Source organism: Mycetocola sp. BIGb0189 (assembly GCF_024810155.1).
Lineage (GTDB): Bacteria > Actinomycetota > Actinomycetes > Actinomycetales > Microbacteriaceae > Mycetocola > Mycetocola lacteus.
The window spans coordinates 1-21,795 of the sequence record NZ_JANUED010000008.1 but is presented as its reverse complement, the minus strand read 5'-3'; the positions used below and the strand labels follow the sequence as shown (position 1 = coordinate 21,795).

The window sequence follows — 21,795 nt, the reverse complement described above, 5'->3', positions numbered from 1 at the left end:
ACGCCCACCGCCCCGGTCCAGAGGGGCCGGGGCGGTGGAGATCGTACTAGGAGGGGATGCGGATGGGTTCGGTGTCGGGCATCGGCCCCACCTCGCGATTGCGGAGGTCTGGATGCCAGCGTTTGCCGAGCATGGGGACGATCGTGCCCAGCGCCAGGAACGCGCCGGCGACCCAGAAGGCCCCCTGCTCGCCGTTGTGGTCGATCATGAATCCGGCGGCGGCGGAACCCAGGGCCGAACCGATCAGCTGTCCGGTTCCCACCCAGCCATAGGCCTCGGCGGTGTCGGAGAACTTCACGCTTGAGGACACGATGGCAAACAGCACGGCCAGGGCCGGGGCGATGCCGAGCCCGGCGATCAGCAGGGTGATGGCCAGGCCCCAGAAGTTGAGGAAGAACATCGCCAGCGCGACGCCGATGAAGACCACGGCCATGCGGCGTCCCAGCGCCCACGGGCCGATCGGGATGCCACCGGAGGCCAGACCCCCAAACAGGCTTCCGATCGAGAAGACGGCGAGGATCAGTCCCGCCTCGATCCCGTCGTGTCCGAAGGTGGCCACAACGCCCGCCTCGACGGCCGCGACACCACCGATCAGCAGGAAGCCGACGATGGTGGCCAGCAGGACCGGAGGTCGGCGCAGCACCACACCAAACTTGCGCTTGCTGCGCGGGATGCGCACGCGGCCCACCTCGGGCAGCACGATGAACCAGAGGCCACCGCCCACCAGCATGACCATCGCGGTGAGGATGCCCCACTGGGTGCCCACCTGGGTCGCGATAAACGTGGTGATGACCGGGCCGAGGACCCAGATGATCTCCTGGGCGGAGGCATCCAGGGAGAACAGCGGGGTGAGCTGCTTGGAGTTGACCATCTTGGGATAGATGGTGCGCACGGCCGGCTGGACCGGGGGTGTGCTCAGTCCGCAGATCACGGCGAGGATGACATAGATGCCGACATCGCCGTGGATCAGGGCGATTGAGGTGCCGGATATGGCACACACGGCGGTCGTGAGGATGAGGACCGGGCGGATTCCCCAGGCTCCCATCCATCGGCTGGTCAGGGGTCCCGCAACCGCCTGGCCGATACTTGTGGCGGCTAGAACCAGGCCCGCCTTGCCGTAGGACCCGGTGACCTGCTCCACGTGTAGGAGGAAGGCCAGCGAGAGCATTCCAAAGGGAAAGCGTGCCACGAGCTGGGCGGTGATGATTCGACCGACTCCCGGGGTCGCCAGGAGGTTCGAATATGCACTCATATGTTAATTGTAAGCGCCGATGTGGCACTCGTCGTGGCGGCTCCTCGGGAGCGGATGGGGCGGGGTTCAAGACACGCCGCGGGGAGGGATTGAGACGAAAAATGATGTCGGTGGTGACGCATAGTGTGAGCCCCATCGAAGACACGCCGGTCACGGCGTTTATTGCCCCCAAACCACGGGGTAGTCCGTCCCCAGCAATTGTGGAAAACCCGGTGGAAGAACGGTGGATAACTCCCAAAAACGGTGGACAACCCCGTGGATAACTACATTGGTGCAACTACTACCCCTTGGGGTACGAGACAGATCGAGCAACTAGATGTAGTATTGAAGGCGGGGCACAAGTTGCCGCACAAGCCAACAAATTAGAGATAAAGGGGAACTGCGAAGATGACGATTACCGTTTACACCAAGCCGTCCTGCGTCCAGTGCACCGCGACCTACCGCGCGCTTGATAGCAAGGGCCTCGAGTACGAGGTTCTCGACGTTTCTGCCGACGAAAACGCCCTCGAAGCCGTCAAGGCTCTGGGATACCTGCAGGCCCCCGTGGTCATCGCAGATGACGAGCACTGGTCCGGCTTCCGCCCGGACAAGATCGAGGAACTGGCCGCTCGCCTCGCCTAGGTTGGCGTGAGGTGGTTTCGGAAATCCGAACCACGCTCCACCAACACCGCGACGCCATCGCGTCGCCACCACGCAACCATCGTTCGGATCGTTTGGGACTCCGTTTGTGAGGTGTGTGGTGCCCTCCCCGGGTGATTCGTTGAGGGGAACGAATTTGCCCGCGTGTTTGACCGCGACCGACCTACCAGGGGGAGTCGCCGCCGAGCACAGCACCACCGGCACCGGTCTACGGTGCACTCACCTTGGAGGGATCCCGATGAGTACAAATCTCGTCTACTTCTCCAGTATCTCCGGCAACACCCACCGTTTCATTGAAAAGTTGGGCATGCCGGCCGCGCGAATCCCGCTCTATGCGCGGGAACCCGCGCTTCAGGTCACCGAACCCTACGTTCTTGTTCTGCCCACATACGGTGGCGGAGAGGTCGGGGGTGCGGTACCGAAGCAGGTGATCCGTTTCCTCAACGACGTGGATAACAGGTCTCTGATCCGTGGCGTGATCGCCGCGGGAAACACCAATTTTGGCGAGGCGTACTGCCTCGCCGGGGACATCATCGCCCAGAAATGTAAGGTTCCGATGATGTTCCGATTTGAACTATTTGGCACTCCGGACGACGTACAGGTTGTCCACGATGGATTGGAAGAATTTTGGGACCGTCACTGACCGAGTCACCGGTAGCGCAGGGCATGGACTACCACTCGCTGAACGCGATGCTCAACCTGTACGACGCGGATGGCAACATCCAGTTCGACAAGGATCGCGAAGCAGCCCGTGAGTTCTTCCTGCAGCACGTGAACCAGAACACCGTGTTCTTCCACTCGCTCAAGGAGCGTCTGGACTACCTGGTGGAGAAGGAATACTACGACCCCGCGGTCATTGCCAAGTACTCCTTTGAGTTCATCACCGGTCTGAACGACCTCGCCTACTCGAAGAAGTTCCGCTTCTCGACCTTCCTGGGCGCGTTCAAGTACTACACCTCCTACACGCTGAAGACCTTCGATGGAAAACGCTACCTGGAGCGTTTCGAGGACCGCGTAGTGATGACCGCACTGGGTCTGGCCGATGGCGATGAAGCCCTGGCGACCAACCTGGTTGAGGAAATCATCGCCGGCCGCTTCCAGCCCGCGACCCCCACCTTCCTGAACTCCGGTAAGGCACAGCGCGGCGAGCTCGTCTCCTGCTTCCTGCTGCGGATCGAAGACAACATGGAGTCGATCTCACGCGGAATCAACTCCTCGCTGCAGCTCTCCAAGCGCGGCGGTGGCGTGGCTCTGTCCCTCTCGAACATTCGTGAGGCCGGCGCCCCGATCAAGCAGATCCAGAACCAGTCCTCGGGCATCATCCCCGTAATGAAGCTGCTGGAAGACTCCTTCTCCTACGCTAACCAGCTCGGTGCGCGTCAGGGTGCCGGTGCGGTGTACCTCAGCGCCCACCACCCGGACATCATGTCCTTCCTCGACACCAAGCGTGAAAACGCCGACGAGAAGATCCGCATCAAGACCCTGTCGCTGGGTGTTGTAGTTCCCGACATCACCTTCGAGCTGGCCAAGAAGGGTGAGGACATGTACCTGTTCTCCCCGTATGACGTCGAGCGCGTCTACGGTGTTCCCTTCGGCGACATCTCGATCACCGAGAAGTACCACGAGATGGTGGATGACTCGCGGATCAAGAAGACCAAGATCAACGCGCGTGAGTTCTTCCAGACCATCGCCGAGATCCAGTTCGAGTCGGGCTACCCGTACATCGTGTTTGAAGACACGGTGAACCGCGAGAACCCCATCGCCGGCCGGATCAACATGTCGAACCTCTGCTCGGAGATCCTGCAGGTCAACACCCCGACCACCTACAACGACGACCTGTCGTACAAGGAAATCGGTAAGGACATCTCCTGCAACCTCGGCTCGCTGAACATCGCCCTGGCGATGGACTCGCCGAACTTCGGCCTGACCATCGAGACCGCCATTCGCGGTTTGACCTCGGTGTCCGACCAGAGCCACATCGCCTCGGTGCGTTCGATCGAGGACGGTAACGACAAGTCCCACGCGATCGGCCTCGGCCAGATGAACCTGCACGGATACCTCGCTCGTGAGCGCGTGTTCTACGGCAGCGAAGAGGGCATCGACTTCACCAACATCTACTTCTACACGGTGCTGTTCCACGCTCTGCGTGCCTCCAACAAGATCGCCATCGAGCGTGGCGTGACCTTCGAGGGTTTCGAGAACTCCACCTACGCATCGGGTGCGTTCTTCGAGAAGTACCTGACCCAGGAGTGGCTGCCCGAGACCGAGCGGGTGCGCGAGCTGTTTGCGAACTCGTCGGTGGAGATCCCCAGCCAGGCCGACTGGGCCGAGCTCAAGGACTCCGTCATGAAGCACGGTATCTACAACCAGAACCTGCAGGCCGTACCGCCGACCGGTTCGATCTCCTACATCAACAACTCGACCTCGTCGATCCACCCGATCGCCTCGAAGATCGAGATCCGCAAGGAAGGCAAGCTCGGCCGCGTGTACTACCCCGCGCCGTTCATGACCAACGACAACCTGGACTACTACCAGGACGCGTATGAGATCGGTGCCGAGAAGATCATCGACACCTACGCCGCCGCTACCCAGCACGTGGACCAGGGCCTGTCGCTGACGCTGTTCTTCAAGGACACCGCCACCACCCGCGACATCAACAAGGCTCAGATCTACGCATGGCGTAAGGGCATCAAGACGATCTACTACATCCGTCTGCGTCAGCTCGCGCTCGAGGGTACCGAGGTTGACGGCTGCGTGAGCTGCATGCTCTAAAAAGCTTCCTCCGAAGCCAAGCAGCCCCCGCTGCGCCGCGTGCACGTCCCCGGACGTGCACGCGGCACCCCCGTACCGATAGCATTTGATTTCTGATCGTAGGTAAAGGAAAAACGTGTCCGAGAAACTGAAGCTGGTGAACGCCGTCCAGGCGATCAACTGGAACCGCATCGAAGACGAGAAGGACGTCGAGGTGTGGAACCGCCTCGTCAACAACTTCTGGCTGCCCGAGAAGGTGCCGCTGTCGAACGACGTGCAGTCCTGGGCCACGCTGACCCCCGAGGAGAAGCTCCTCACCATGCGTGTGTTCACCGGTCTGACCCTGCTGGACACCATCCAGGGCACCGTGGGTGCCGTGTCGCTGATCCCGGATGCGCTGACCCCGCACGAGGAGGCCGTCTACACGAACATTGCGTTCATGGAGTCGGTGCACGCCAAGTCGTATTCCTCGATCTTCTCGACCCTGGCGTCGACCAAGGAGATCGATGAGGCCTTCCGCTGGTCCACCGAGAACCCGCACCTGCAGAAGAAGGCCCAGATCATTCTGGACTACTACCACGGTGACGACCCCCTGAAGCGCAAGGTCGCCTCGACCCTGCTGGAGTCCTTCCTGTTCTACTCGGGCTTCTACCTGCCGATGTACTGGTCGAGCCGTGCGAAGCTCACCAACACCGCAGACCTGATCCGCCTCATCATTCGTGACGAGGCCGTGCACGGGTACTACATCGGCTACAAATTCCAGATCGGTTTCAACAAGGAGACCCCGGAGCGCCAGCAGGAGCTCAAGGACTACACCTTCAACCTGATGTACGAACTGTACGAGAACGAGGTTCACTACACGCAGGACCTCTACGACTCCGTCGGCCTGACCGAGGACGTCAAGAAGTTCCTGCACTACAACGCCAACAAGGCGCTGATGAACCTCGGTTTCGAGGCCATGTTCCCGAAGACCGTCACCGACGTGAACCCGGCGATCCTGTCCTCGCTCTCGCCGAACGCAGATGAGAACCACGACTTCTTCAGTGGCTCGGGCTCCTCCTACGTCATCGGCAAGGCCGTTGTGACCGAGGATGAGGACTGGGACTTCTAAAACCCCTGATCGGTACTCAAATTCACAAAAACGCCCCCGCTGGCGCTTGGCTTCAAAGTCAAGCTGTCAGCGGGGGCGTTTTTGCTTTGCCCACATTTTGCCCACATTTATCCTGCGAGAGCTTCCTTCCTGGCGCTACTCATCTTCTCGGCGACTGCATCCAAATCGTCATCGAACAGATCGGCGTAGATGTCGAGGGTCATGGCTGCGGATGCGTGCCCGAGCATTCGCTGAACAGCCTTCACGTTAGCGCCGGCGCTAACAGCGAGGGACGCCGCTGTGTGCCGCATATCATGCGGGGTTATGTCCGGGAACGTCTCATCTTCGGCTATCGCCTTCTTTACGGCTCCAGCAAACCAACTTTGTTCTGCGTTCGGCCGCGGCAGGGGGGCGTCGTCGCTTCCGAACACGAAAGCTGTTTCGGGCCTGCCCGCTACTAACCCAGACAGAGGAAAGACTAGGAACACGGGAACGCCGACGGTTCGAGATGCCCCTGATTTTGGCGTGCCGAACTCATTCTTTCGATTCACCAGGACAACGTTTGATTCGATGCGAATCCGCTTCTTGCTCAGATTGAGATGTTGTTTCTGCAACGCTGCAATCTCCCCCCATCGCATGCCTGTATAAGCCATGAACCTGATGAGGTCGGGGCGGCTCGATTTCTTGGCCAAAATCTCAACCTGCGCGTGAGTGAGATACTTGGCTGGCTTCTTTGCCTTTGCCGGAAGCTTGATTCCGCGAGCTGGATTGCTGTGAAGTATGCCATCTTGTACGGCTATCTCAAGCACGCCAGACAGAACAAAAACTGCCCGCCGTATTGTTTGGGCTGCAAGCGGCTTGTCTCCGCTCTGTAGCTCGCCTATCCAAGCCGAGACTTCAGATGGGCGGATCGAAGCTATCTGACGCTTACCCCATTTTGCGCGCCCGTGCACCCTCCACGAGGTTTCCATCACGGCCCTCGATGAGGGCTTCAATGTGGAGAGCTTGCCGGTCTTCCATGTTTCGGCCAGGTCTTCTACAAGACGCTTTCCTTGCGTCGGGTCAACATACTGGCCCGATGCCTTTTTCACGTCCACGCTTGAGAGGAATAGTTTCGCGTCTCGCTGGGTGGTGAAGCCGCGCTTGTCGGTCTGAGTGCCGTCTGGCTTGCGGTAGCGCACGCGATAGCGCAGGCCCGCTTTTGTGCTGTAGGGCTTTATGGTTCCAGCCATGATGCTCCTGTCAGGGTTGCGCCGAAGGAATCCTTTGGCGGAGGTAGGTGTACATGCCGTCTCTTTGTAGGCAGTGGGCTTGGTAATGTCGAACAAGTTCAACTGTTACGTGCAGATCGTCCGCTATGGCATGCACGTCGTTGTGCATGAGCTCTGCGGCGGCGTAGGCCGCTGGGGTGATGAGTAGATGCGCAGCGAAGGTGTTCGCGGCACGTTCTTGCCGGTCTCCGTCGCACACGTGTCCGTAGTGCTGGTGCCCTAGTTCGTGGGCAATCGTTGTTCGACGCTCGTTCATGGTGAGTCTCATATCGAACCCGATGGTTCTTGTTTCGATCGAGCTGAACCCGGTCCGCCCGTCGCTGAGGAAGGCTCCGGTGACCCGGACCCCCATGCGTGCTGCTAGATCAATCAGTTCACGCATGGGGCTCCTTTGATTTACTCAGCGTGGGGCTCGGCGTCCACCTTGCGAGTGGCGCGCTGGGCGGCAAGTCCATAGGCGTCGGCTGCGGGAATTTCGCTTTCGGCCAACAGGTCAAACTCATCACTGCCGTTATTTTCTCGACTGGCACTGACATTCGCGGCCGCAGTTTCGAAGATTCGGAAGGTGAGCTCGTCGCGGTCAAGTCCAAGGGCGTCGGCGATAACAGCAATCTGGTGAAGGTCTGCGGTTCTGGTGCCGGCAATCAGTCGGTTCACCGTGGACAGCGAAAGCCCTGAAGCTTCGGCGATCTGTTCGTTCGTCTTGCGTCTACGAATCTTGGCGATCTGGAGCTCTTCACTCGTTGCCATTCGGATCTTCTGTATGTCCATATGGGAGAGTGTAGCACTGTTGAAAAGCTACAAAGTGTCTGTTTGGAAACTACAAACTTGTAATTTCAACTTGCGGCTATCCCGAATGGGACAGTAGATTCTCCATATGGAAACGAACAAGGCGGACAAATCGGGCGGCGTCAAGTATCTAACGCCAGATCAGGTCACAGAACTCTTGCCCGGAATTACAAAACAGTACCTGGCGGACATGAGGTACATGAGGAAAGGGCCAGCGTACTTCAAGCCCTCTTACAAGGTGGTTCTCTATCGCGAAGACGTTATCCACAAGTGGGTGGCATCGACGCTGAGAAGCACCAGCGAATGGCCCTCACAACGGAAAAACCCGGTGCTGGAACACCGGGCCAGCAAAACCCCTTAGGAGAAGAAATGCTTACCCAGATCGTACCATTCGATTTTGTTGGTAACCAGATTCGCGTTATCCGCGAAGACGGTGAGCCGCTGTTCGTCGCCTCGGACGTTGCTTCCGCTCTTGGCTACCGAATGGCTTCCGACCTTACTCGCCGGATCGATGACGAGGATAAGGGTACGCGCTCAATGCGTACCCCCGGTGGAGACCAGACGCTCACGGTGATCACGGAGGCCGGCCTTTACGCTGCGATTCTCGCCAGTCAGATCCCTTCCGCTCGGGAGTTCAAGCGCTGGGTCACCGCTGAGGTTCTGCCGGCGATCCGCAAGACGGGACAGTTTACGGTGAAGCGTTCGCGCGCTGAGATCCTAGCTGAGGCGGTTCTGATCGCTCAGGATGAGATCGCCCAGAAGGATGAGCAGATTGCAGCGCTCGCCCCGAAGGCATCCGCATGGGATGAGCTGGTCGGTGCGCGCGGCGATCATTCGGTTTCGGATGCGTCGAAGATCCTCGCCACGGTCGGTATTGACCTGGGCCCGCAGAAGCTTTTCGAAAAGCTGGGCGAACTCGGATGGACGTTCCGTCGCAACGGTGGCGCATGGCGGCCCATGCAGAAGGCCGTGGACAGCGGATATCTGCTGATGAAGCCGCAGTCGCACATTCACCCGAAAACACTCGAACGTGTGATTGATTCCCCGCAGGTGCGAGTGACCATGCGAGGCCTGGAACGGCTGCGAGTTCGTCTCGGCAAGCTCGAGCTGGTCGCATCATGATCGAGATTTCTTTCGACACTCTCGGTGCCCTGTTCATGATCGTTTTTGGTACCGGGTCGTTTCTGACCTGGTGGATTCACGAATCGTCTAAGTCGTAGCCCGACATCCTGACCGGCCCTCACAGTCCGGCCCGTCAGGTACTAAGCGCACAGTTCGACCGACCCTTCTGGGTGGCGGTAATTGTCGCGCCTGCAAGTTGAGAACTCCACATTGTTAGGCCCTGAAGCTGAAGGCGAGAACGGGCCAACCAATCCAGGCCGGGCATGTCCCCGGTGGCTGGTGTGCCGGCATGACCCCTGCGGGGCGAATGCCGAGAGCCGTCCCTTGGAACGCGGAATGACGCGGGGGTACAAGCCGGGTTCGATTCCCCGCATCGGCACTGCGTAAACACGCCACATAGAAGAAGGAGAAGAGATGAACCCGGACATTTGGATGACTGCAAGCGAGTGCGGAAGCTGCGCTCGCGAAAACCGTAAGCGCGAAGAAGACCGTGCCCGGTCTCGCGCAGCTCAGCCCCGCCGGCGGAACACTCGCCGGATCACGACCAAGTAACCCACCTGCCCTACGGGGCGTAACGCGCTACCGCGCACCTACTAGAAGGAGAAACAAATCATGGCTAAGACCGCACGTAAGAACGACACCGTTCGCGCCTGGAACACCGACACTCTCGGCACCGTCATTCGTTCCAGCGACGCCGGGCTCACGGTGGCATGGGACCACGCCCCGAACACGCCGCACGGGTTCTCGCATCGCGAGTTCGAAAACGTCGGCCGAGTTGTTGACCGTGCCGAGTTCGCTCGACGCTAACCAGATTGCGGGGCCGGGCTCATGCCTGGCCCCTGGTATGGAGGGCAACAATGGCCTACGTAAAAGATCCTCGGAAGTATGTTGCTCGGGCGGTACGTGAGTGCGGCGGTGTAAAGGACTTCCGGGATGGGTACCGCACGTATTATCGGATGCCCGATGGGGCGCAAGTCTTTTTTGAGTCAACGGCTCACATGGGGGCGGCGCGTGCTTTCGTCCGCGGCTTGCGGGACCGATACCCGTCCGCGTCATCGACGCCGTTCGTGCAGGTGAAAGACGGTCCGTGTCCGGTGCTGGATTTGGAACGAGTTACCGCGAGCGCGCATGCGATCGAACGGCAAACGCTGATGCAAGGGCAAGGCGGATTGACGTTCCAAGAGATCCTGCATGCGCTTCGCATACCTGAGCGCGTCCGCTATTCACCCACGCATCATTCGTGGATGTGGATCGGGGAACGCGTAACCGTGGCCGCGCACGTGAAAGAAGACGGCGCGGCTGTTATCTCCACATTGTTGTGGTCAAAAACCGAGCTGTGGGATGCGTTCCCGCGGCCTACAGATTGAAAGGGGCCGTGATGGTCTATCAGAAAACTCCCTGTTGTGGTCGGTGCCGTCGTGGCACGAAGGAAATGGGTGTGCTGCCGTGTGGCTATGACGGTGCCTGCCCGAAGAACTGCCACAAGGAGGTGGACAGTGAATAGCGCGCGCCCGTGGCTGGTGAAGATCAAGCGTGGCGGGCACGAGTCGATTTTGAGTTCATGGGCGTCGCGTCGCGGGGCCGAGGCGGCTGCTAAGTCGCTCAACCACTCATATCAGACCGATGAGTACTACGTCGAAGAATGGAAGGAGACACCTGGTGAGTGACCTGCTGACGATACGTGATCTCAGCGCGATCACCGGGGTCGCCGAGTCTGCCCTGTACCGGCGTAAAGGCAAGGGCCACAGCCTGCCGAAGGTGACGATGATTGGGCATCTGGTGCGGTTTGAGCGCGCCGATGTTGACCGTTGGGTTGATGCCGGGTTCAAGGCGGATGCGACGGACGAGCCTGTGGTGAAGCCGAAGCGTGAACTCACCCTCGCGGAGAAGATCAAGAAACAGCGAGCGAACCGCACCGGGAACTCGGTCATGGAAGTCGGTTTCGGTTTCATCCCACCCGCCACACCTGACCAGATCGCAGCGATTCACCGACTCGTGAACCGTCGCACAACCGGCCCCGAAGCAACCGAGCTGACGGCCATGATCCTAGGAATTGAACAATGAGCACATTGCTGGAAGAAGAACTTGTCGCCGTTTCGACAGGCGAGGGCGTGTTCACTCACATCATCAACTGTCCAGAAGGCAAGCCAAGTTCCGAGGCATGGCTGCTGGAAGCGCGGATTGACGGCTTGGCTGTGACCGCGTTGTGTGGTCACGTGTGGGTGCCGCAACGGGACCCACAGAAGTATCCGGTGTGTGAGGCGTGCCTGGATGCTGCCGGCATCATCGTTGCGGAGGTTCTGGGATGACTTTTTACGATAAGCCGGATCGTCCGGGCCTGTGGCAGGGCCCCCAGGGTCAGGCGGTACAGGTTTCGCAGGGCATGATCGATGACAAGTCGGGTGCTCTGACGTGGGCGCTCGGTGGCTGGCAGCCCCTCGAAACCACCTACGCGGTCGTGACCCGTGCCAACACCCGGTTGCGTCTGGTCCTCGCTCAGGAGCTCAACGCCGGCAACATCAGTGCCGACGTACACGACCGACTGTACGAAGCCCTACACCCGTTGGAGGTGCCCCGTGCACGCGAGTAACGATCTACCCCCGGATTTGATCCCACCCCGGTTCAAACCGTCCCGAGCTTTATGGCCGCTAGCAATCCTGCTGGCGGCCATTGCTGTAGTCACATGGGCGGTGGGTGCGTGAAGCCTTACTACGAAGATGATCTGGTGACGCTGTATCACGGTGATTGCCGTGAGCTCACCGAATGGCAGACAGCGGACGTGCTGGTCACTGACCCGCCGTACGGCGTCGATTATCAGTCCGGGGCCCGGCGGGACAAGCTGGCTGCGTCGATCCTGAACGATAAGGACACCGCGGTGCGTGACGCGATCCTCGCGGCGTGGGGCGACCGGCCCGCGCTGGTGTTCGGGTCGTGGAAGATCGATCGCCCTGCAGCCACCCGCGCGCTGCTGATCTGGGACACCCTCGGCGCGCTCGGCATGGGTGATCTGCGGATCCCCTGGAAGCCCGCCCACCAGGAGGTGTACGTCCTCGGTGACGGTCCGTGGCAGGGCAAACGATCCACGGATGTGTTGTCGTTCGCGCCGGTGCAGTCCACCGCGAAGAACGGCCGGCATCATCCGCACGAGAAACCGCTGCGGCTGATGGACGAGCTGATCGCCAAAACGGTGGGGTCGGTCGCGGATCCGTGTGCGGGTTCGGGGTCCACGCTGGTGTCGGCAGCACGGCTTGGCCGGCGTGCGATCGGTGTGGAGTTGGACGAGGCGTACTGCGAGGTCATTGCGAAGCGCCTGAGTCAGCCCACGTTCAACTTTGCCGATCTGGAAGGGGCCCCATCATGACCGAACTTTTTGTTCGCATCGACGCGCCGTCGAATACACCCGAGTGGTTGGCGGCGCGTAAGGCGTTCCTGGGGGCGTCTGAGGTTGCGTGCGTGCTCGGTCTGTCGAAGTGGTCCACGCCGCTCGGCATCTACCTCGACAAGCTCAGTCCGGACGTGTCCGATTCGATGAACGAGCAGCAGGAACTCGGGCATGTGCTCGAGCCGGCTGTTGCCGAGATGGTGGAGCGGCGCACGGGCATGAAGGTGTTGCCGAGTCCGGGTCTGGTGCAGTCGCTGGTGTATGCATGGCTGGGCGCGACACCTGACCGGGTGAACGCGCTTGGCGAACCGGTTGAGCTCAAAACCTCAAACGCGCACATGAAGCATGACTGGGCAGATGGCCCGCCCATCATCTACAGGATCCAGGTTCTCGTGCAGATGATCGTGCTCGGGAAGAAACGTGGGCATCTTGCGGTGATTCACGGTGACTTCACGTTCGAGTATTTCGTTATCGAGTGGGACCAGGATGCGGTGGATCTCATCATCGAGAAAACCCGCGAGTTCTGGCACGGCCATGTGGTGCCGCGGATTGCCCCGGACCCGGTTGTTTCCGATGAAGCTGCACTCGCGTTCCCGAACCCCGACGATCTCATCTACCAGGCAGACGAAGACATGGAAGAACGCCATGGCGCTTTCGGTCTGCTCATCGCAGAGAAAAAGGAAATCGAGATCACGCTCGAGGCCCACACGCTACGCATCACGCAGGCGATGGGGGAGAAGGCGACCGCTGTCGTGCGCAACGGCCGGCCGCTGTTCACCTGGGAATCCAAAAAAGCCCGTGACCGGTTCGACCTGGCCCGATTCAAGCAAGACCATCCCGACCTGGCCGACGAGTACACCATCACTGGTCAACGAACTCGGTCGTTCAAATACAAGCCCATCAAGGAGAAGAAGTAATGCACGTCAAGCACATCAGTGTTCGTAACTTCAAGAAGATCAAGGAAGTTGACCTCCACCCGCCGCAGCACACCGTGTGGCTCGGAGGATGGAACGGTAACGGCAAGTCGTCCCTGCTCGATGCGCTCTGGTGGGCGCTGGCCGGACACAAGGCAGGGGTGGACAACCCGATCCGGGAAGGCGCAGCCGGCACCGAGGTCGTCGCTGACCTCGGAGACTACACCGTTTCCCGCAAGCAGCGCGTGGGCGGCAAGTCCACCGTCGCGCTGAAGACCGAAGCGGGCCACGAAATCAAGTCGCCGCAGGCCACCCTCGACAGCCTCATGGGGCGCTACTCGTTCGACCCGATGAAGTTTGCTGGCGAGAAGGGTAAGCAGCAGGTCGATTCCCTGCTCGAAGTTGCCGAGTTGCCGTTTGATCTGTCCCAGCTCGACGCCGACCGACAGGAACTGTTCGATCAGCGCACGAAGGTAGGGCAGCAGGGTAAGGCCATCGGAACCCTCCCTGAACCTCACCCGGACGTGCCCGAGGCGGAACAGTCCGCCGGCGAGCTCGTGCGCCATGTCCAGGCCGCGCAGGATCAGCACCGCCACAACGCTGCACGCAGGGACGCTCTCGAGGCACTTCGCGCGCGGATCTCGGAGACTGAAACTTGGCTGGCGAATGCGCGGACGGAACTCGCGGCTCTGGGCGCTGAGGTTGACGCGCTTCCAGTGGCGGGTGATGTTGAGTCGCTTCAGCAGCAGCTCGAATCGGTCGAGGCCACCAACGCGCTGGTTCGCGAGAACGCGTCCATCCGTGAGCGCAAGGCCACTCAGGACGCGCTGCGGGCACAGTACGACGAACTGACCGCGGGAATCGCGAAGATCGACAAGACTAAGGCGGACGGTGTCGCGGCCGCAAACCTGCCGGCCGGCCTCGGGTTCACCGAAACCGGTGTCACCCTCAACGGCGTCCCGTTTGCGGATGCCAACACTGCCGAGAAGATCCGCGCATCGGTCGCCATGGCTGTCGCCGCCAACCCTGATCTTCGAGTCGGACGCATCACAGACGGTTCCCTCCTGGACCCGGCATCCCTCGAACTTCTCGGACAGCTCGCCGAAGAAAACGACTTCCAGCTTTGGATCGAACTCGTCGGCACCCAGACCAACGGAGGCCTCGCAATCGAATTCATCCTCGAGGACGGAGAACTGAAGAATGACTGACCTTGCCCAGACGATCGCCGCAAAGGCCGTCGAGCAGAGCAACAACCCGACCGTGATGGATCTCGTGCGCAAGCAGTCTCCGCAGATTGCGATGCAGCTCGGCGGCGCATTGAACTCGGACGCGTTTGTTCGGGCCGCGCTGAGCGAGATCCGCAAATCGGACAAGCTTCAGCAGGCAACCCCTGAATCGTTGCTGGGTGCCATCATGCAGGGTGCCCAGCTCAAGCTCGAGATCGGGTCCGCGCTCGGGCACTTCTACCTGACGCCCCGTCTGGTGTCGTTCAAGAATCCCGAGACGAACGGATGGGATAAGCGCTGGGAATGCGTGCCCATCATCGGATATCAGGGCCTCATTGAGCTCGCATACAGGTCGGGGCAGATCTCGAAGATCGAAACGATCGTCGTGCGTGACGGTGACCATTTCAAGCATTGGGCAGACAGCCGCGGCGGTTCCCAATACGAGTGGCGACCTGCCGACTACGACGAAGAACGGCCCTGGACGGGCATCATCGCGTCTGCATCACGGACCGCCGGCGGTGACCCCATCTGGGTGTACATGCCCAAGGAAAAGGTGCTCAAGCGGCGACCCGAGAAGTGGGCCCGCACCCCCTGGGACGGGCACGAAGAAGAAATGGCTCGCAAGACCGCCGTGCGAGAGTTCGCGCCGTACCTGCCGAAGTCAACCGAGTTCGCGCAGGCTGTGCAGATATCGCGCGAGGTCGAGGAAAACGGGGCACGCGTGAACTCCATCGCGGGCGTCGCTGACCTGGTGGTTGTGCCGGACGCTGAGGGCGACGCGGATGCCTGATCCGCTCGCGTTGCCGGTTGCCGGCGGCTGGGTGGTGAAGTATCCGTGGGAGCGGCTGCCGTTGTCGATGAACGACCGCCTGCACCCTATGGCGAAGGCAAAAAAGACGGCGGCAGTTCGTAAGGCTGCCGCCGTCGCTTTCGCCGGTGTTCCCGCTCAGGAGCGCGTCAGGGTGGAAATGATCTGGTGGGTCAACACCAGGCATCGGCGCGATGCAGAGAATTGCGTCGCGACCCTGAAGCCCTGGTGTGACGGCCTAGTCGATGCCGGCCTAGTCCCTGACGATACTCCCGAGTGGATGGTGAAGATCATGCCCGAGATTCGCTACGCCCGCGAGGTGGAAGCGCATGTCGAGTTTCGGGTGACGTACTGTGTGAATCGCGTTTCGTGAGTCGCGAATCAGCGTAGTTTGCAGAGGTCAAGGCACTAATCTCATCCGATAGCCGTGCGGCCTGCGCCTGGTATGTGGCGGCTATCAGACTGTGCTTTTTCGATTGCCCGCGGTGTATAGTCTGAGAACTCCAGTCTGCCATGGCTTCACCTTCTGCCACCTCGCTAAGCCCAAGGTGTTCCGCTTCCAGCCTCAGGGCAGTTTCGAGTTCTTGGCGTAAACGATGTCTTACATCTGGGTAGGACTCAATCTCGTGCTCGCATTGAACGCTGATTACGTCAGGGGGATTTACCTCAATCACCCTGGCAGGTGTCGTCCACAACTGGACGAGATAAGTAGCAGAAGCCCCCGCAATGAAAGCGGCAATCGCGATCCGGATACCGTCGTTCAAAAAGGCTTCAATCGGGAACAGCAACGGTACATAACCCACTGCAATAGCAAAAAGGATACCGCCGATACCCGGGATGGATTTAAGAAGCGGGTGTCGCTCCGGAACCGTAGTCATAAACTCAAACCATATCGGGTACTTAGCCCACCATTTCAGCCGTCACCCTACATCTGGGGGTGCGGCTTTTCTTATGCCCGAAGGAGGGACTATGCCGGCATATCCGAAACCGTCGAAGCGGCGGAAATCCAGCCCGGCCGCGAAGAAAACGTTGCTGGCCGAGCTCACGAACCGGGATGGGCATGTGTGTGCCTGGACCGGGATCGATGACGACACTCTCGTTCCTCAACACAGGTCAGGGCGAGGGATGGGCGGGGACCGGTCGAAGAACCGTCTCGCGAATCTGGTGTGGCTGAAATCCAGCATCAACAGTCTGATCGAGGACGACCCGTGGTGGGCGGAAGAAGCCCGCCGCCGCGGCATCAAAATCTCCCTCCACGCAGACCCAACCCTCACCCCAATCGTTCACGCCGTACACGGCACCGTCATCCTCTCCGACGACGGATCAATTGCACCCCAACTCGATGGGTACACACCCACCGAACCGTTTTAGAAAGAAGGAATCATGACCACTCTTGATCTGCTCGAACGAGCACACGCACGCCTGACCGAACTGCGGGAGAAGTCCACACCGGGACCGTGGGCGACGTTCCTGACCGCAACAGGTCCGGGGACGGGAAATATAATCGTGGCCCCGGATGATAGCGACACTGGCGAAGTCGAGTTTCTGATTGGTCGGGACAGGGAGGGCGAGGATGATGCTGACCTTATCGTCACCTTGCACCGCACCATCGACGCGCAGCTAAAGATCCTCGCCCACGACATCGACATCTACAAGCAGATGGTGGCTTTGGGACAGGTTCTCGAAAGCCGTGCTGCGATCTGGCGGGCGGGAGACGGGGACCTGGCTCGCGCGATCCTCGGGGAGGACGCATGACGGGTGCAGAGGGTCAGATTGTGGGCGCTTTCAAAGCGCTCACCACCGAGAAGCTGTTCGTTCTGCTCCGGCATCGTACCGAGTTTCCGAACACGGCCTGGATGGCCGCTGCGGCTATCGGTGACCGCGTAGTAAAGGAGGGGCCTCGCCATGCATGATCTGGCTGGGCCAAGATGAGTTATGGCCATTACAAAGCGAACCCGATTTGAAATCCTGCGGCGTGACAACTACACATGCCAGTACTGCGGCGCAAAGGCACCTGATGTGGCGTTGCATATTGATCATGTTGTTCCGGTCGCGCTGGGTGGGGATGACAAACCAGGCAACCTCATTGCCGCGTGTGCGGATTGCAACTCGGGCAAGACCTCGATTCAGCCTGATTCACCACTCGTGAAGGGTCTTGATGATCGTGCCGCCGCATATGTCTTGGGGATGCAAGACAAGATGGCTCGGTTCAGGGCCGATTTCGAATCTCTCGATGACTACGTGTATGAGTTTGACGAGCTCTGGGAAAGCGCGAACAGCTCCCGTGCCGGCGTGCGCGCGCCACTGCCTGCCGACTACAAGATGTCGTTGTTCAGGTGGATGCAGATGGGCATTCCGATCAAAGCTTACGAGCTCGCGATTCCGGCTGCGATGGTCAAGAAGTTGGCGTCGGGAAGCGAATTTAAGTACATGTGCGGGATTGTGTGGAACATGATCGAGCAGCGCTCTATCGACTATTCGGTGACCGTCGATACTGCTGCAATCTATACAGCCGCTGAATCCGACCAGTTCGCCCAGCATGAATGGGAGCGAGGTCGCGATCAGGGGATTCTGCGCGGCGCGGCGGCCCAGCGCGTAAAGGCGTCGATGCGTGACCTCATCCGCCACCACATTGATGGAACCAGGCCTCAAACCAAACTAGATCAATTTGGGGGCGTAATAGTCACGGAAGGAGTTGAGTTTATTGGCGAGAGAACACGCGAACATTCGCCTTGATATTTGGAACGATGACGACTTCAGAGCGTTATCGGAAAGCGCGCAGCTGCTCTATCTGAAGCTGCTCACATCGGCCACTCTCAGCTATGCGGGGGTGGCCGATTGGCGTCCTCCCCGTGTTGCTGCGTTGTCTGGCGGTGGCACGGCCGCCGCGGTTCGTGCTGCGGCTGATGAGCTCGAGGCGGGTCTGTTCGTGGTGGTGGATGAGGATACTGAGGAAATCCTGATTCGGTCGTTCTTGAAGCATGACGGGCTTTTGAACAAGCCGAACGTGACTAAAGCGATGGTTACTGCTTTTGGGCAGGTGGCGTCGGCTCGGTTGCGGGGGGTGGTTGTTTTTCAGTTGCAGAGGTTGAGTGAGCAGTTCCCCGATTGGCGAGGTTTTTCTTTGCCGGAGGTTCGAGACTTGATGTCGAGGGCATCCGTTGACCCCTCCGTCAGGGTTGAAAAAGGAGACGGGAAGGGTTCCCCGAAGGGTTCCGAAAAGGGTTCCGATTTCAATGCCTCACTACTAACTACTAACTACTTACTACCCACTACTAGCTACTCACTACATACAACGTCTGCGAACGAAGTTCGAGACGACGTTCAGAATCTCTGTGAGCTTCTTGCGGATCTGATGGTGGCAAACGGGGACAAGCGCCCCACGATCACAGACCGCTGGCTGGACTCGGCCCGGTTGATGCTGGACAAGGACGGCCGCGAGCTCGAACCGGCTATCCGGTTGTTGCGGTGGACCCTTGCTGATGATTTTTGGCGGGTGAACATTCGGTCGATGCCGAAGTTCCGTGAGAAGTATGACCAGTTGCGTGCCGCGGCGAACCGTCAGATCGAACAGCGGAGGTCTGGCGTTCCCATGGCGAAGGCTGATCTGAACGCTGCCGAGTATGACCGGCTGTATGGGGGTGGTGATGGACGAGCGGGAAGCGTTCCAGCTCTTGACGCTGGCGTCGGCGCGTGATGGGCGTACGGTGTCGCAGGCTACGGCGCGGGTGTGGGCGAACGATCTCGCTTATGTTGCCCTCCCTGACGCTGTGGAGGCCGCTACACGCCATTACAGGGCCTCGGATAGGTGGTTGATGCCGTCGCACATTATCGACGGCGTACGGGCCATCAGAGCAGAGCAAGCGCGCGAAACAAGACGGCACCGAGCAATCACCTTCACACCCACCCCCAAAGGCCCCGGCAAGCCCGCGAACTTTGACGAGCTCGTAGCCGAAGCCGCCGCACAACACCGAAAGGAAAACGATGACATACAAGAAAACAATCGCTGACTATGAGCTCACCGCGTTCCTCGAAGGGTGCAGGCGAGCCCAGGTCGAGCACGAAAGATTCGGGAAGCCCGACCGGAACGAACGGCCATCATCCGCCGCATCAAAACGGTTCCGCTCCGAGCACCTGGCGCAGGTCAAGAAGTTCTATGCCGGCCTGGATGCAGCCCACGGGCCTGACCGTCTCGCAGCGGCAGTCGCGGAGGGTGGCCAGTATGACCAGACAGAAAAAGAAATTGCCGCATACTCGCGGCGGAAAGCAGGGCAATCATGAAGTTCCATCGAGCATGGCTGAAAACCGATGGCGGACAATCGCGTCATGTTTTTGGTGAACGATACCCGGACGGCACCGAGTTCTTCAGCGAGACTCGCGACTTCTCGACTGAGACTGACCGGGCGAAGCGTCAGGACGAGTACGCCGAAAGCCTGCGCCGGATTGGAGTCCCCGTAACCGCCGAGAACCGTCTTGTGTTCCTGGTCCGTACCGAGAAGATCGAGTACAGCGCAGCCGAGGTCATCACCGACTAGCTGCCCCCCTCCCGAGTTGTTCCCCGTCTCCGTTTGGTGGCGGGTTTTTTAGTGAAAGGAAACAAGCCACATGGCTGAATTGACCATCGATCTTGAGGGTTTCGTGTCGAAGGACCCGGAACAGCGAACCGCGGGAGCTCACACGGTTACCGAGGTGACGGTGCCCTGGACGGAGCGTCGGAAGAACTCGCAGACAGGCCAGTGGGAAGACTACGGTGACCCGGTTTGGTTGTCCGCGTCGTTCTGGAACGAGCACGGCGAAGTGGTCGGGATCACGGTCAGCAAGGGCGATCTTGTGCGCGTCAAGGGCACTGGGATCAAGACACGCGCCTACCAGAAGAACGACGGCACGACGGGCATTCAGGTGGAGATCGTCAACCCGGAAATCTCGGTTCTGGTTCGTCGCCCGGCTCGGCAGAACAACCGTCCGCCGGCGGCTGCCCCTGCTGAGGGAGCGGGTGGCTGGAACGTCCCCGGCTCATTCGGAGACGACACTCCGTTCTAGCGCTCCCGGGGGCCTGGCTGCATGGTCAGGCCCCCACCTCGACGGCGTGCACTCTGCCTGGTTGGCGCGGTGGGCCGTCATGAAACAAGAAACCGAAGGAGAAACACCCCATGAGCAAGACCATCTACGACATGACCGAGTCTGACCTGAGCGGGCAGCTGATCGGGAAGAGCATCACCGCCATCGCGGGCAAAACCATGACGCTGAACGACGGCACCGTGCTCGAGTTCGAAAACGCCGCTGACTGCTGCGCATGGTTCGATGCAACACTCGAATCCATCGACCTCAACGACAATGCGATCACCGCTGTCACCCGGGTCGGCGCCAAGGCCGCCGAAGATTACGACGAAGCGTGGTCGCTGCACATTCTCAGTGCTCACAAGCTGATCGCCAAGGTCAACATCGAGGGCAATGCGAGCAGCGGCTACTACTGCCATTCGATCCTGCTGAACGTCAAGCCGGCCGTAGCATGACCGCGCTTGATGTGGCGTCGGTGACGCTGGCACCGGTGTGGTTCACCCCGGAATCCCCGTTGATCATTCGCGGTCGTGTGCCGGGTGCTGTGGTGGCGTCTCGGGTTCAGGTGGATCGCGTGAAGGTGTCGGCATCGTGGGCACCATCGTCGAAGTACTGTGTGGGCGGCTGGGTCATCGATTTGTGGCTAGGCCGGGCGACGGGCGACCCGGCGCGACCGTACGACACCATCCACCACGACAGCCGCGATGCCGACACCGTGGCCAGACTCGCCGAGTTGATCGCTGAGCACACCCCGGCCGGGCGTCCGGTCATCACCCTGGAAGGAGACAACGCGTGAGCGAGGTCGTTTTTTCTACCGTGCACGGCTCGCGTCTGTACGGGTTCGCGCACGAAGGGTCTGACCATGACGTGTTCGTGGTCACGGATTCCCACAGCCGCCGCGTGAAGCACACCATCACCCCGGACGGTATCGACACCACCGAGATCGGGATTTGGCGGTTCCTGCAACTGGCGTTGTCCGGCTCGCACCAGTCGGTCGAGGCCGTGTTTTCGCCGGTGAAGGTGTGGGGTCCGGCCGGGGACCGCTACCGGTCGCTCATTGCCGGAATTCAGGTTGGCGGCCCGGAGGTGTTCGACAAATACGAGCGCACGATCCGGAAGTTCTGTTACGGCGATTACAAGAAGCGGCGGCACGCTGCCCGTCTATACGTCAACCTAATCCAGCTGCGCCGACGGTCCTCGATAACCCCAGCGCTCGACCCCGAACTTATTTCGTTCTGCGACATCGTCGCGTCCACGTTGAGCGGCGATGACCTCGCCCGAGAGCTCGACGTTTACAAGCCCAAGGAGGCATCAGCATGACCGAGAAGATCGACCACAAGGAGCAGGCGTTGAGCTTCCTCCACACGAGACACGACGGCGCTGCTGCCGCGCAGGTCTACGCGACTCTGTACCTGGCTGAGCAGCAGGCGGCCGCGGTGGAACAGGCCCGCATCGCGAACCTGATCGCGCTCGACCAGCACGAGGTACGGGGC

At 60.2% G+C, this 21,795-nt stretch carries 30 protein-coding genes; 26 read left to right on the top strand and 4 right to left on the bottom strand.

The window, feature by feature from the left end; all coding sequences use genetic code 11:
- Window positions 1-46: 46 nt before the first annotated feature.
- Window positions 47-1,252 (bottom strand): MFS transporter, encoded by a 1,206-nt coding sequence (locus M2390_RS12960; RefSeq protein WP_121687210.1) that lies wholly within the window; start codon window positions 1,250-1,252, stop codon window positions 47-49.
- Window positions 1,253-1,639: 387 nt separating this feature from the next.
- Between M2390_RS12960 and nrdH the strand changes: the two genes are divergently transcribed.
- The 4 genes from nrdH (at window position 1,640) to nrdF (ending at window position 5,753) form a co-directional block, all read left to right on the top strand.
- Window positions 1,640-1,873, top strand: coding sequence for a glutaredoxin-like protein NrdH (nrdH, locus tag M2390_RS12955; RefSeq protein ID WP_030148329.1), 234 nt, complete (start codon window positions 1,640-1,642; stop codon window positions 1,871-1,873).
- Between the two features lie 256 nt (window positions 1,874-2,129).
- Window positions 2,130-2,534 carry a class Ib ribonucleoside-diphosphate reductase assembly flavoprotein NrdI gene (gene nrdI / locus M2390_RS12950; protein ID WP_121687209.1) on the top strand — a complete coding sequence of 135 codons (405 nt, stop codon included), beginning with the start codon at window positions 2,130-2,132 and terminating at the stop codon, window positions 2,532-2,534.
- A gap of 23 nt (window positions 2,535-2,557) precedes the next feature.
- Window positions 2,558-4,663, top strand: coding sequence for a class 1b ribonucleoside-diphosphate reductase subunit alpha (gene nrdE, locus M2390_RS12945; protein ID WP_259179559.1), 2,106 nt, complete (start codon window positions 2,558-2,560; stop codon window positions 4,661-4,663).
- A gap of 115 nt (window positions 4,664-4,778) precedes the next feature.
- Complete coding sequence (gene nrdF, locus M2390_RS12940; RefSeq protein ID WP_030148332.1) at window positions 4,779-5,753, top strand: class 1b ribonucleoside-diphosphate reductase subunit beta; 975 nt, start codon at window positions 4,779-4,781, stop codon at window positions 5,751-5,753.
- Window positions 5,754-5,860: 107 nt separating this feature from the next.
- On the opposite strand, the gene M2390_RS12935 is transcribed toward nrdF, so the two are convergent.
- The 3 genes from M2390_RS12935 to M2390_RS12925 are packed head-to-tail and all read right to left on the bottom strand — an operon-like array spanning window position 5,861 to window position 7,774.
- Window positions 5,861-6,964: a site-specific integrase gene (locus M2390_RS12935; RefSeq protein ID WP_259179338.1), complete on the bottom strand. Its 1,104-nt coding sequence runs from the start codon at window positions 6,962-6,964 to the stop codon at window positions 5,861-5,863.
- A 10-nt stretch (window positions 6,965-6,974) separates the two neighbouring features.
- Window positions 6,975-7,385 (bottom strand): ImmA/IrrE family metallo-endopeptidase, encoded by a 411-nt coding sequence (locus M2390_RS12930; protein WP_259179336.1) that lies wholly within the window; start codon window positions 7,383-7,385, stop codon window positions 6,975-6,977.
- 14 nt (window positions 7,386-7,399) lie between these two features.
- Complete coding sequence (locus tag M2390_RS12925; protein ID WP_259179334.1) at window positions 7,400-7,774, bottom strand: helix-turn-helix domain-containing protein; 375 nt, start codon at window positions 7,772-7,774, stop codon at window positions 7,400-7,402.
- A gap of 106 nt (window positions 7,775-7,880) precedes the next feature.
- Here M2390_RS12925 and M2390_RS12920 point away from each other — a divergent pair, with 106 nt between their 5' ends.
- From M2390_RS12920 to M2390_RS12815, 22 genes are all read left to right on the top strand, one after another.
- Window positions 7,881-8,153, top strand: coding sequence for a hypothetical protein (locus M2390_RS12920; RefSeq protein WP_259179331.1), 273 nt, complete (start codon window positions 7,881-7,883; stop codon window positions 8,151-8,153).
- An 8-nt stretch (window positions 8,154-8,161) separates the two neighbouring features.
- Complete coding sequence (locus tag M2390_RS12915; RefSeq protein WP_259179329.1) at window positions 8,162-8,914, top strand: BRO family protein; 753 nt, start codon at window positions 8,162-8,164, stop codon at window positions 8,912-8,914.
- 612 nt (window positions 8,915-9,526) lie between these two features.
- Window positions 9,527-9,721 carry a hypothetical protein gene (locus M2390_RS12910; protein ID WP_259179327.1) on the top strand — a complete coding sequence of 65 codons (195 nt, stop codon included), beginning with the start codon at window positions 9,527-9,529 and terminating at the stop codon, window positions 9,719-9,721.
- 50 nt (window positions 9,722-9,771) lie between these two features.
- Complete coding sequence (locus M2390_RS12905) at window positions 9,772-10,281, top strand: hypothetical protein (protein ID WP_259179325.1); 510 nt, start codon at window positions 9,772-9,774, stop codon at window positions 10,279-10,281.
- A 292-nt stretch (window positions 10,282-10,573) separates the two neighbouring features.
- Window positions 10,574-10,978, top strand: coding sequence for an AlpA family transcriptional regulator (locus M2390_RS12900; RefSeq protein ID WP_259179322.1), 405 nt, complete (start codon window positions 10,574-10,576; stop codon window positions 10,976-10,978).
- Window positions 10,975-11,223 (top strand): DUF3039 domain-containing protein, encoded by a 249-nt coding sequence (locus M2390_RS12895; protein ID WP_259179321.1) that lies wholly within the window; start codon window positions 10,975-10,977, stop codon window positions 11,221-11,223. Before M2390_RS12900 ends, M2390_RS12895 begins: the two co-directional genes overlap by 4 nt.
- Window positions 11,220-11,504 carry a hypothetical protein gene (locus tag M2390_RS12890; RefSeq protein WP_259179320.1) on the top strand — a complete coding sequence of 95 codons (285 nt, stop codon included), beginning with the start codon at window positions 11,220-11,222 and terminating at the stop codon, window positions 11,502-11,504. Before M2390_RS12895 ends, M2390_RS12890 begins: the two co-directional genes overlap by 4 nt.
- Before the next feature lie 108 nt (window positions 11,505-11,612).
- Window positions 11,613-12,275 carry a DNA methyltransferase gene (locus M2390_RS16150; RefSeq protein ID WP_310503988.1) on the top strand — a complete coding sequence of 221 codons (663 nt, stop codon included), beginning with the start codon at window positions 11,613-11,615 and terminating at the stop codon, window positions 12,273-12,275.
- Window positions 12,272-13,213: a YqaJ viral recombinase family protein gene (locus M2390_RS12880; protein ID WP_259179317.1), complete on the top strand. Its 942-nt coding sequence runs from the start codon at window positions 12,272-12,274 to the stop codon at window positions 13,211-13,213. The genes M2390_RS16150 and M2390_RS12880 overlap by 4 nt, the downstream gene beginning before the upstream one ends.
- Window positions 13,213-14,418 (top strand): AAA family ATPase, encoded by a 1,206-nt coding sequence (locus M2390_RS12875; protein ID WP_259179315.1) that lies wholly within the window; start codon window positions 13,213-13,215, stop codon window positions 14,416-14,418. Before M2390_RS12880 ends, M2390_RS12875 begins: the two co-directional genes overlap by 1 nt.
- A complete protein-coding gene (locus M2390_RS12870; protein ID WP_259179312.1) occupies window positions 14,411-15,226 on the top strand; it encodes a recombinase RecT in 816 nt (271 codons plus the stop codon). The genes M2390_RS12875 and M2390_RS12870 overlap by 8 nt, the downstream gene beginning before the upstream one ends.
- Window positions 15,219-15,617: a hypothetical protein gene (locus tag M2390_RS12865; protein ID WP_259179310.1), complete on the top strand. Its 399-nt coding sequence runs from the start codon at window positions 15,219-15,221 to the stop codon at window positions 15,615-15,617. The genes M2390_RS12870 and M2390_RS12865 overlap by 8 nt, the downstream gene beginning before the upstream one ends.
- Window positions 15,618-16,213: 596 nt before the next feature.
- Window positions 16,214-16,615, top strand: coding sequence for a hypothetical protein (locus M2390_RS12860; RefSeq protein ID WP_259179308.1), 402 nt, complete (start codon window positions 16,214-16,216; stop codon window positions 16,613-16,615).
- Between the two features lie 12 nt (window positions 16,616-16,627).
- Complete coding sequence (locus tag M2390_RS12855) at window positions 16,628-16,999, top strand: hypothetical protein (RefSeq protein WP_259179304.1); 372 nt, start codon at window positions 16,628-16,630, stop codon at window positions 16,997-16,999.
- Window positions 17,000-17,179: 180 nt separating this feature from the next.
- Window positions 17,180-17,980, top strand: coding sequence for an HNH endonuclease (locus M2390_RS12850; RefSeq protein ID WP_259179303.1), 801 nt, complete (start codon window positions 17,180-17,182; stop codon window positions 17,978-17,980).
- Window positions 17,949-18,941: a hypothetical protein gene (locus M2390_RS12845; RefSeq protein WP_259179301.1), complete on the top strand. Its 993-nt coding sequence runs from the start codon at window positions 17,949-17,951 to the stop codon at window positions 18,939-18,941. Before M2390_RS12850 ends, M2390_RS12845 begins: the two co-directional genes overlap by 32 nt.
- Before the next feature lie 287 nt (window positions 18,942-19,228).
- Window positions 19,229-19,525 (top strand): hypothetical protein, encoded by a 297-nt coding sequence (locus tag M2390_RS12840; RefSeq protein ID WP_259179299.1) that lies wholly within the window; start codon window positions 19,229-19,231, stop codon window positions 19,523-19,525.
- Window positions 19,522-19,779 carry a hypothetical protein gene (locus M2390_RS12835; RefSeq protein WP_259179297.1) on the top strand — a complete coding sequence of 86 codons (258 nt, stop codon included), beginning with the start codon at window positions 19,522-19,524 and terminating at the stop codon, window positions 19,777-19,779. The genes M2390_RS12840 and M2390_RS12835 overlap by 4 nt, the downstream gene beginning before the upstream one ends.
- A gap of 70 nt (window positions 19,780-19,849) precedes the next feature.
- Window positions 19,850-20,284 (top strand): single-stranded DNA-binding protein, encoded by a 435-nt coding sequence (locus M2390_RS12830; protein ID WP_259179296.1) that lies wholly within the window; start codon window positions 19,850-19,852, stop codon window positions 20,282-20,284.
- A 110-nt stretch (window positions 20,285-20,394) separates the two neighbouring features.
- Entirely contained in the window at window positions 20,395-20,757 is a 363-nt protein-coding gene (locus M2390_RS12825) for a hypothetical protein (RefSeq protein ID WP_259179294.1), read from the top strand.
- Complete coding sequence (locus M2390_RS12820) at window positions 20,754-21,098, top strand: hypothetical protein (RefSeq protein ID WP_259179287.1); 345 nt, start codon at window positions 20,754-20,756, stop codon at window positions 21,096-21,098. The genes M2390_RS12825 and M2390_RS12820 overlap by 4 nt, the downstream gene beginning before the upstream one ends.
- The gene (locus M2390_RS12815; RefSeq protein WP_259179286.1) at window positions 21,095-21,622 is read left to right on the top strand and encodes a nucleotidyltransferase domain-containing protein; all 528 of its coding nucleotides are present in this window, start codon (window positions 21,095-21,097) and stop codon (window positions 21,620-21,622) included. Before M2390_RS12820 ends, M2390_RS12815 begins: the two co-directional genes overlap by 4 nt.
- The last annotated feature ends 173 nt before the right edge of the window (window positions 21,623-21,795 follow it).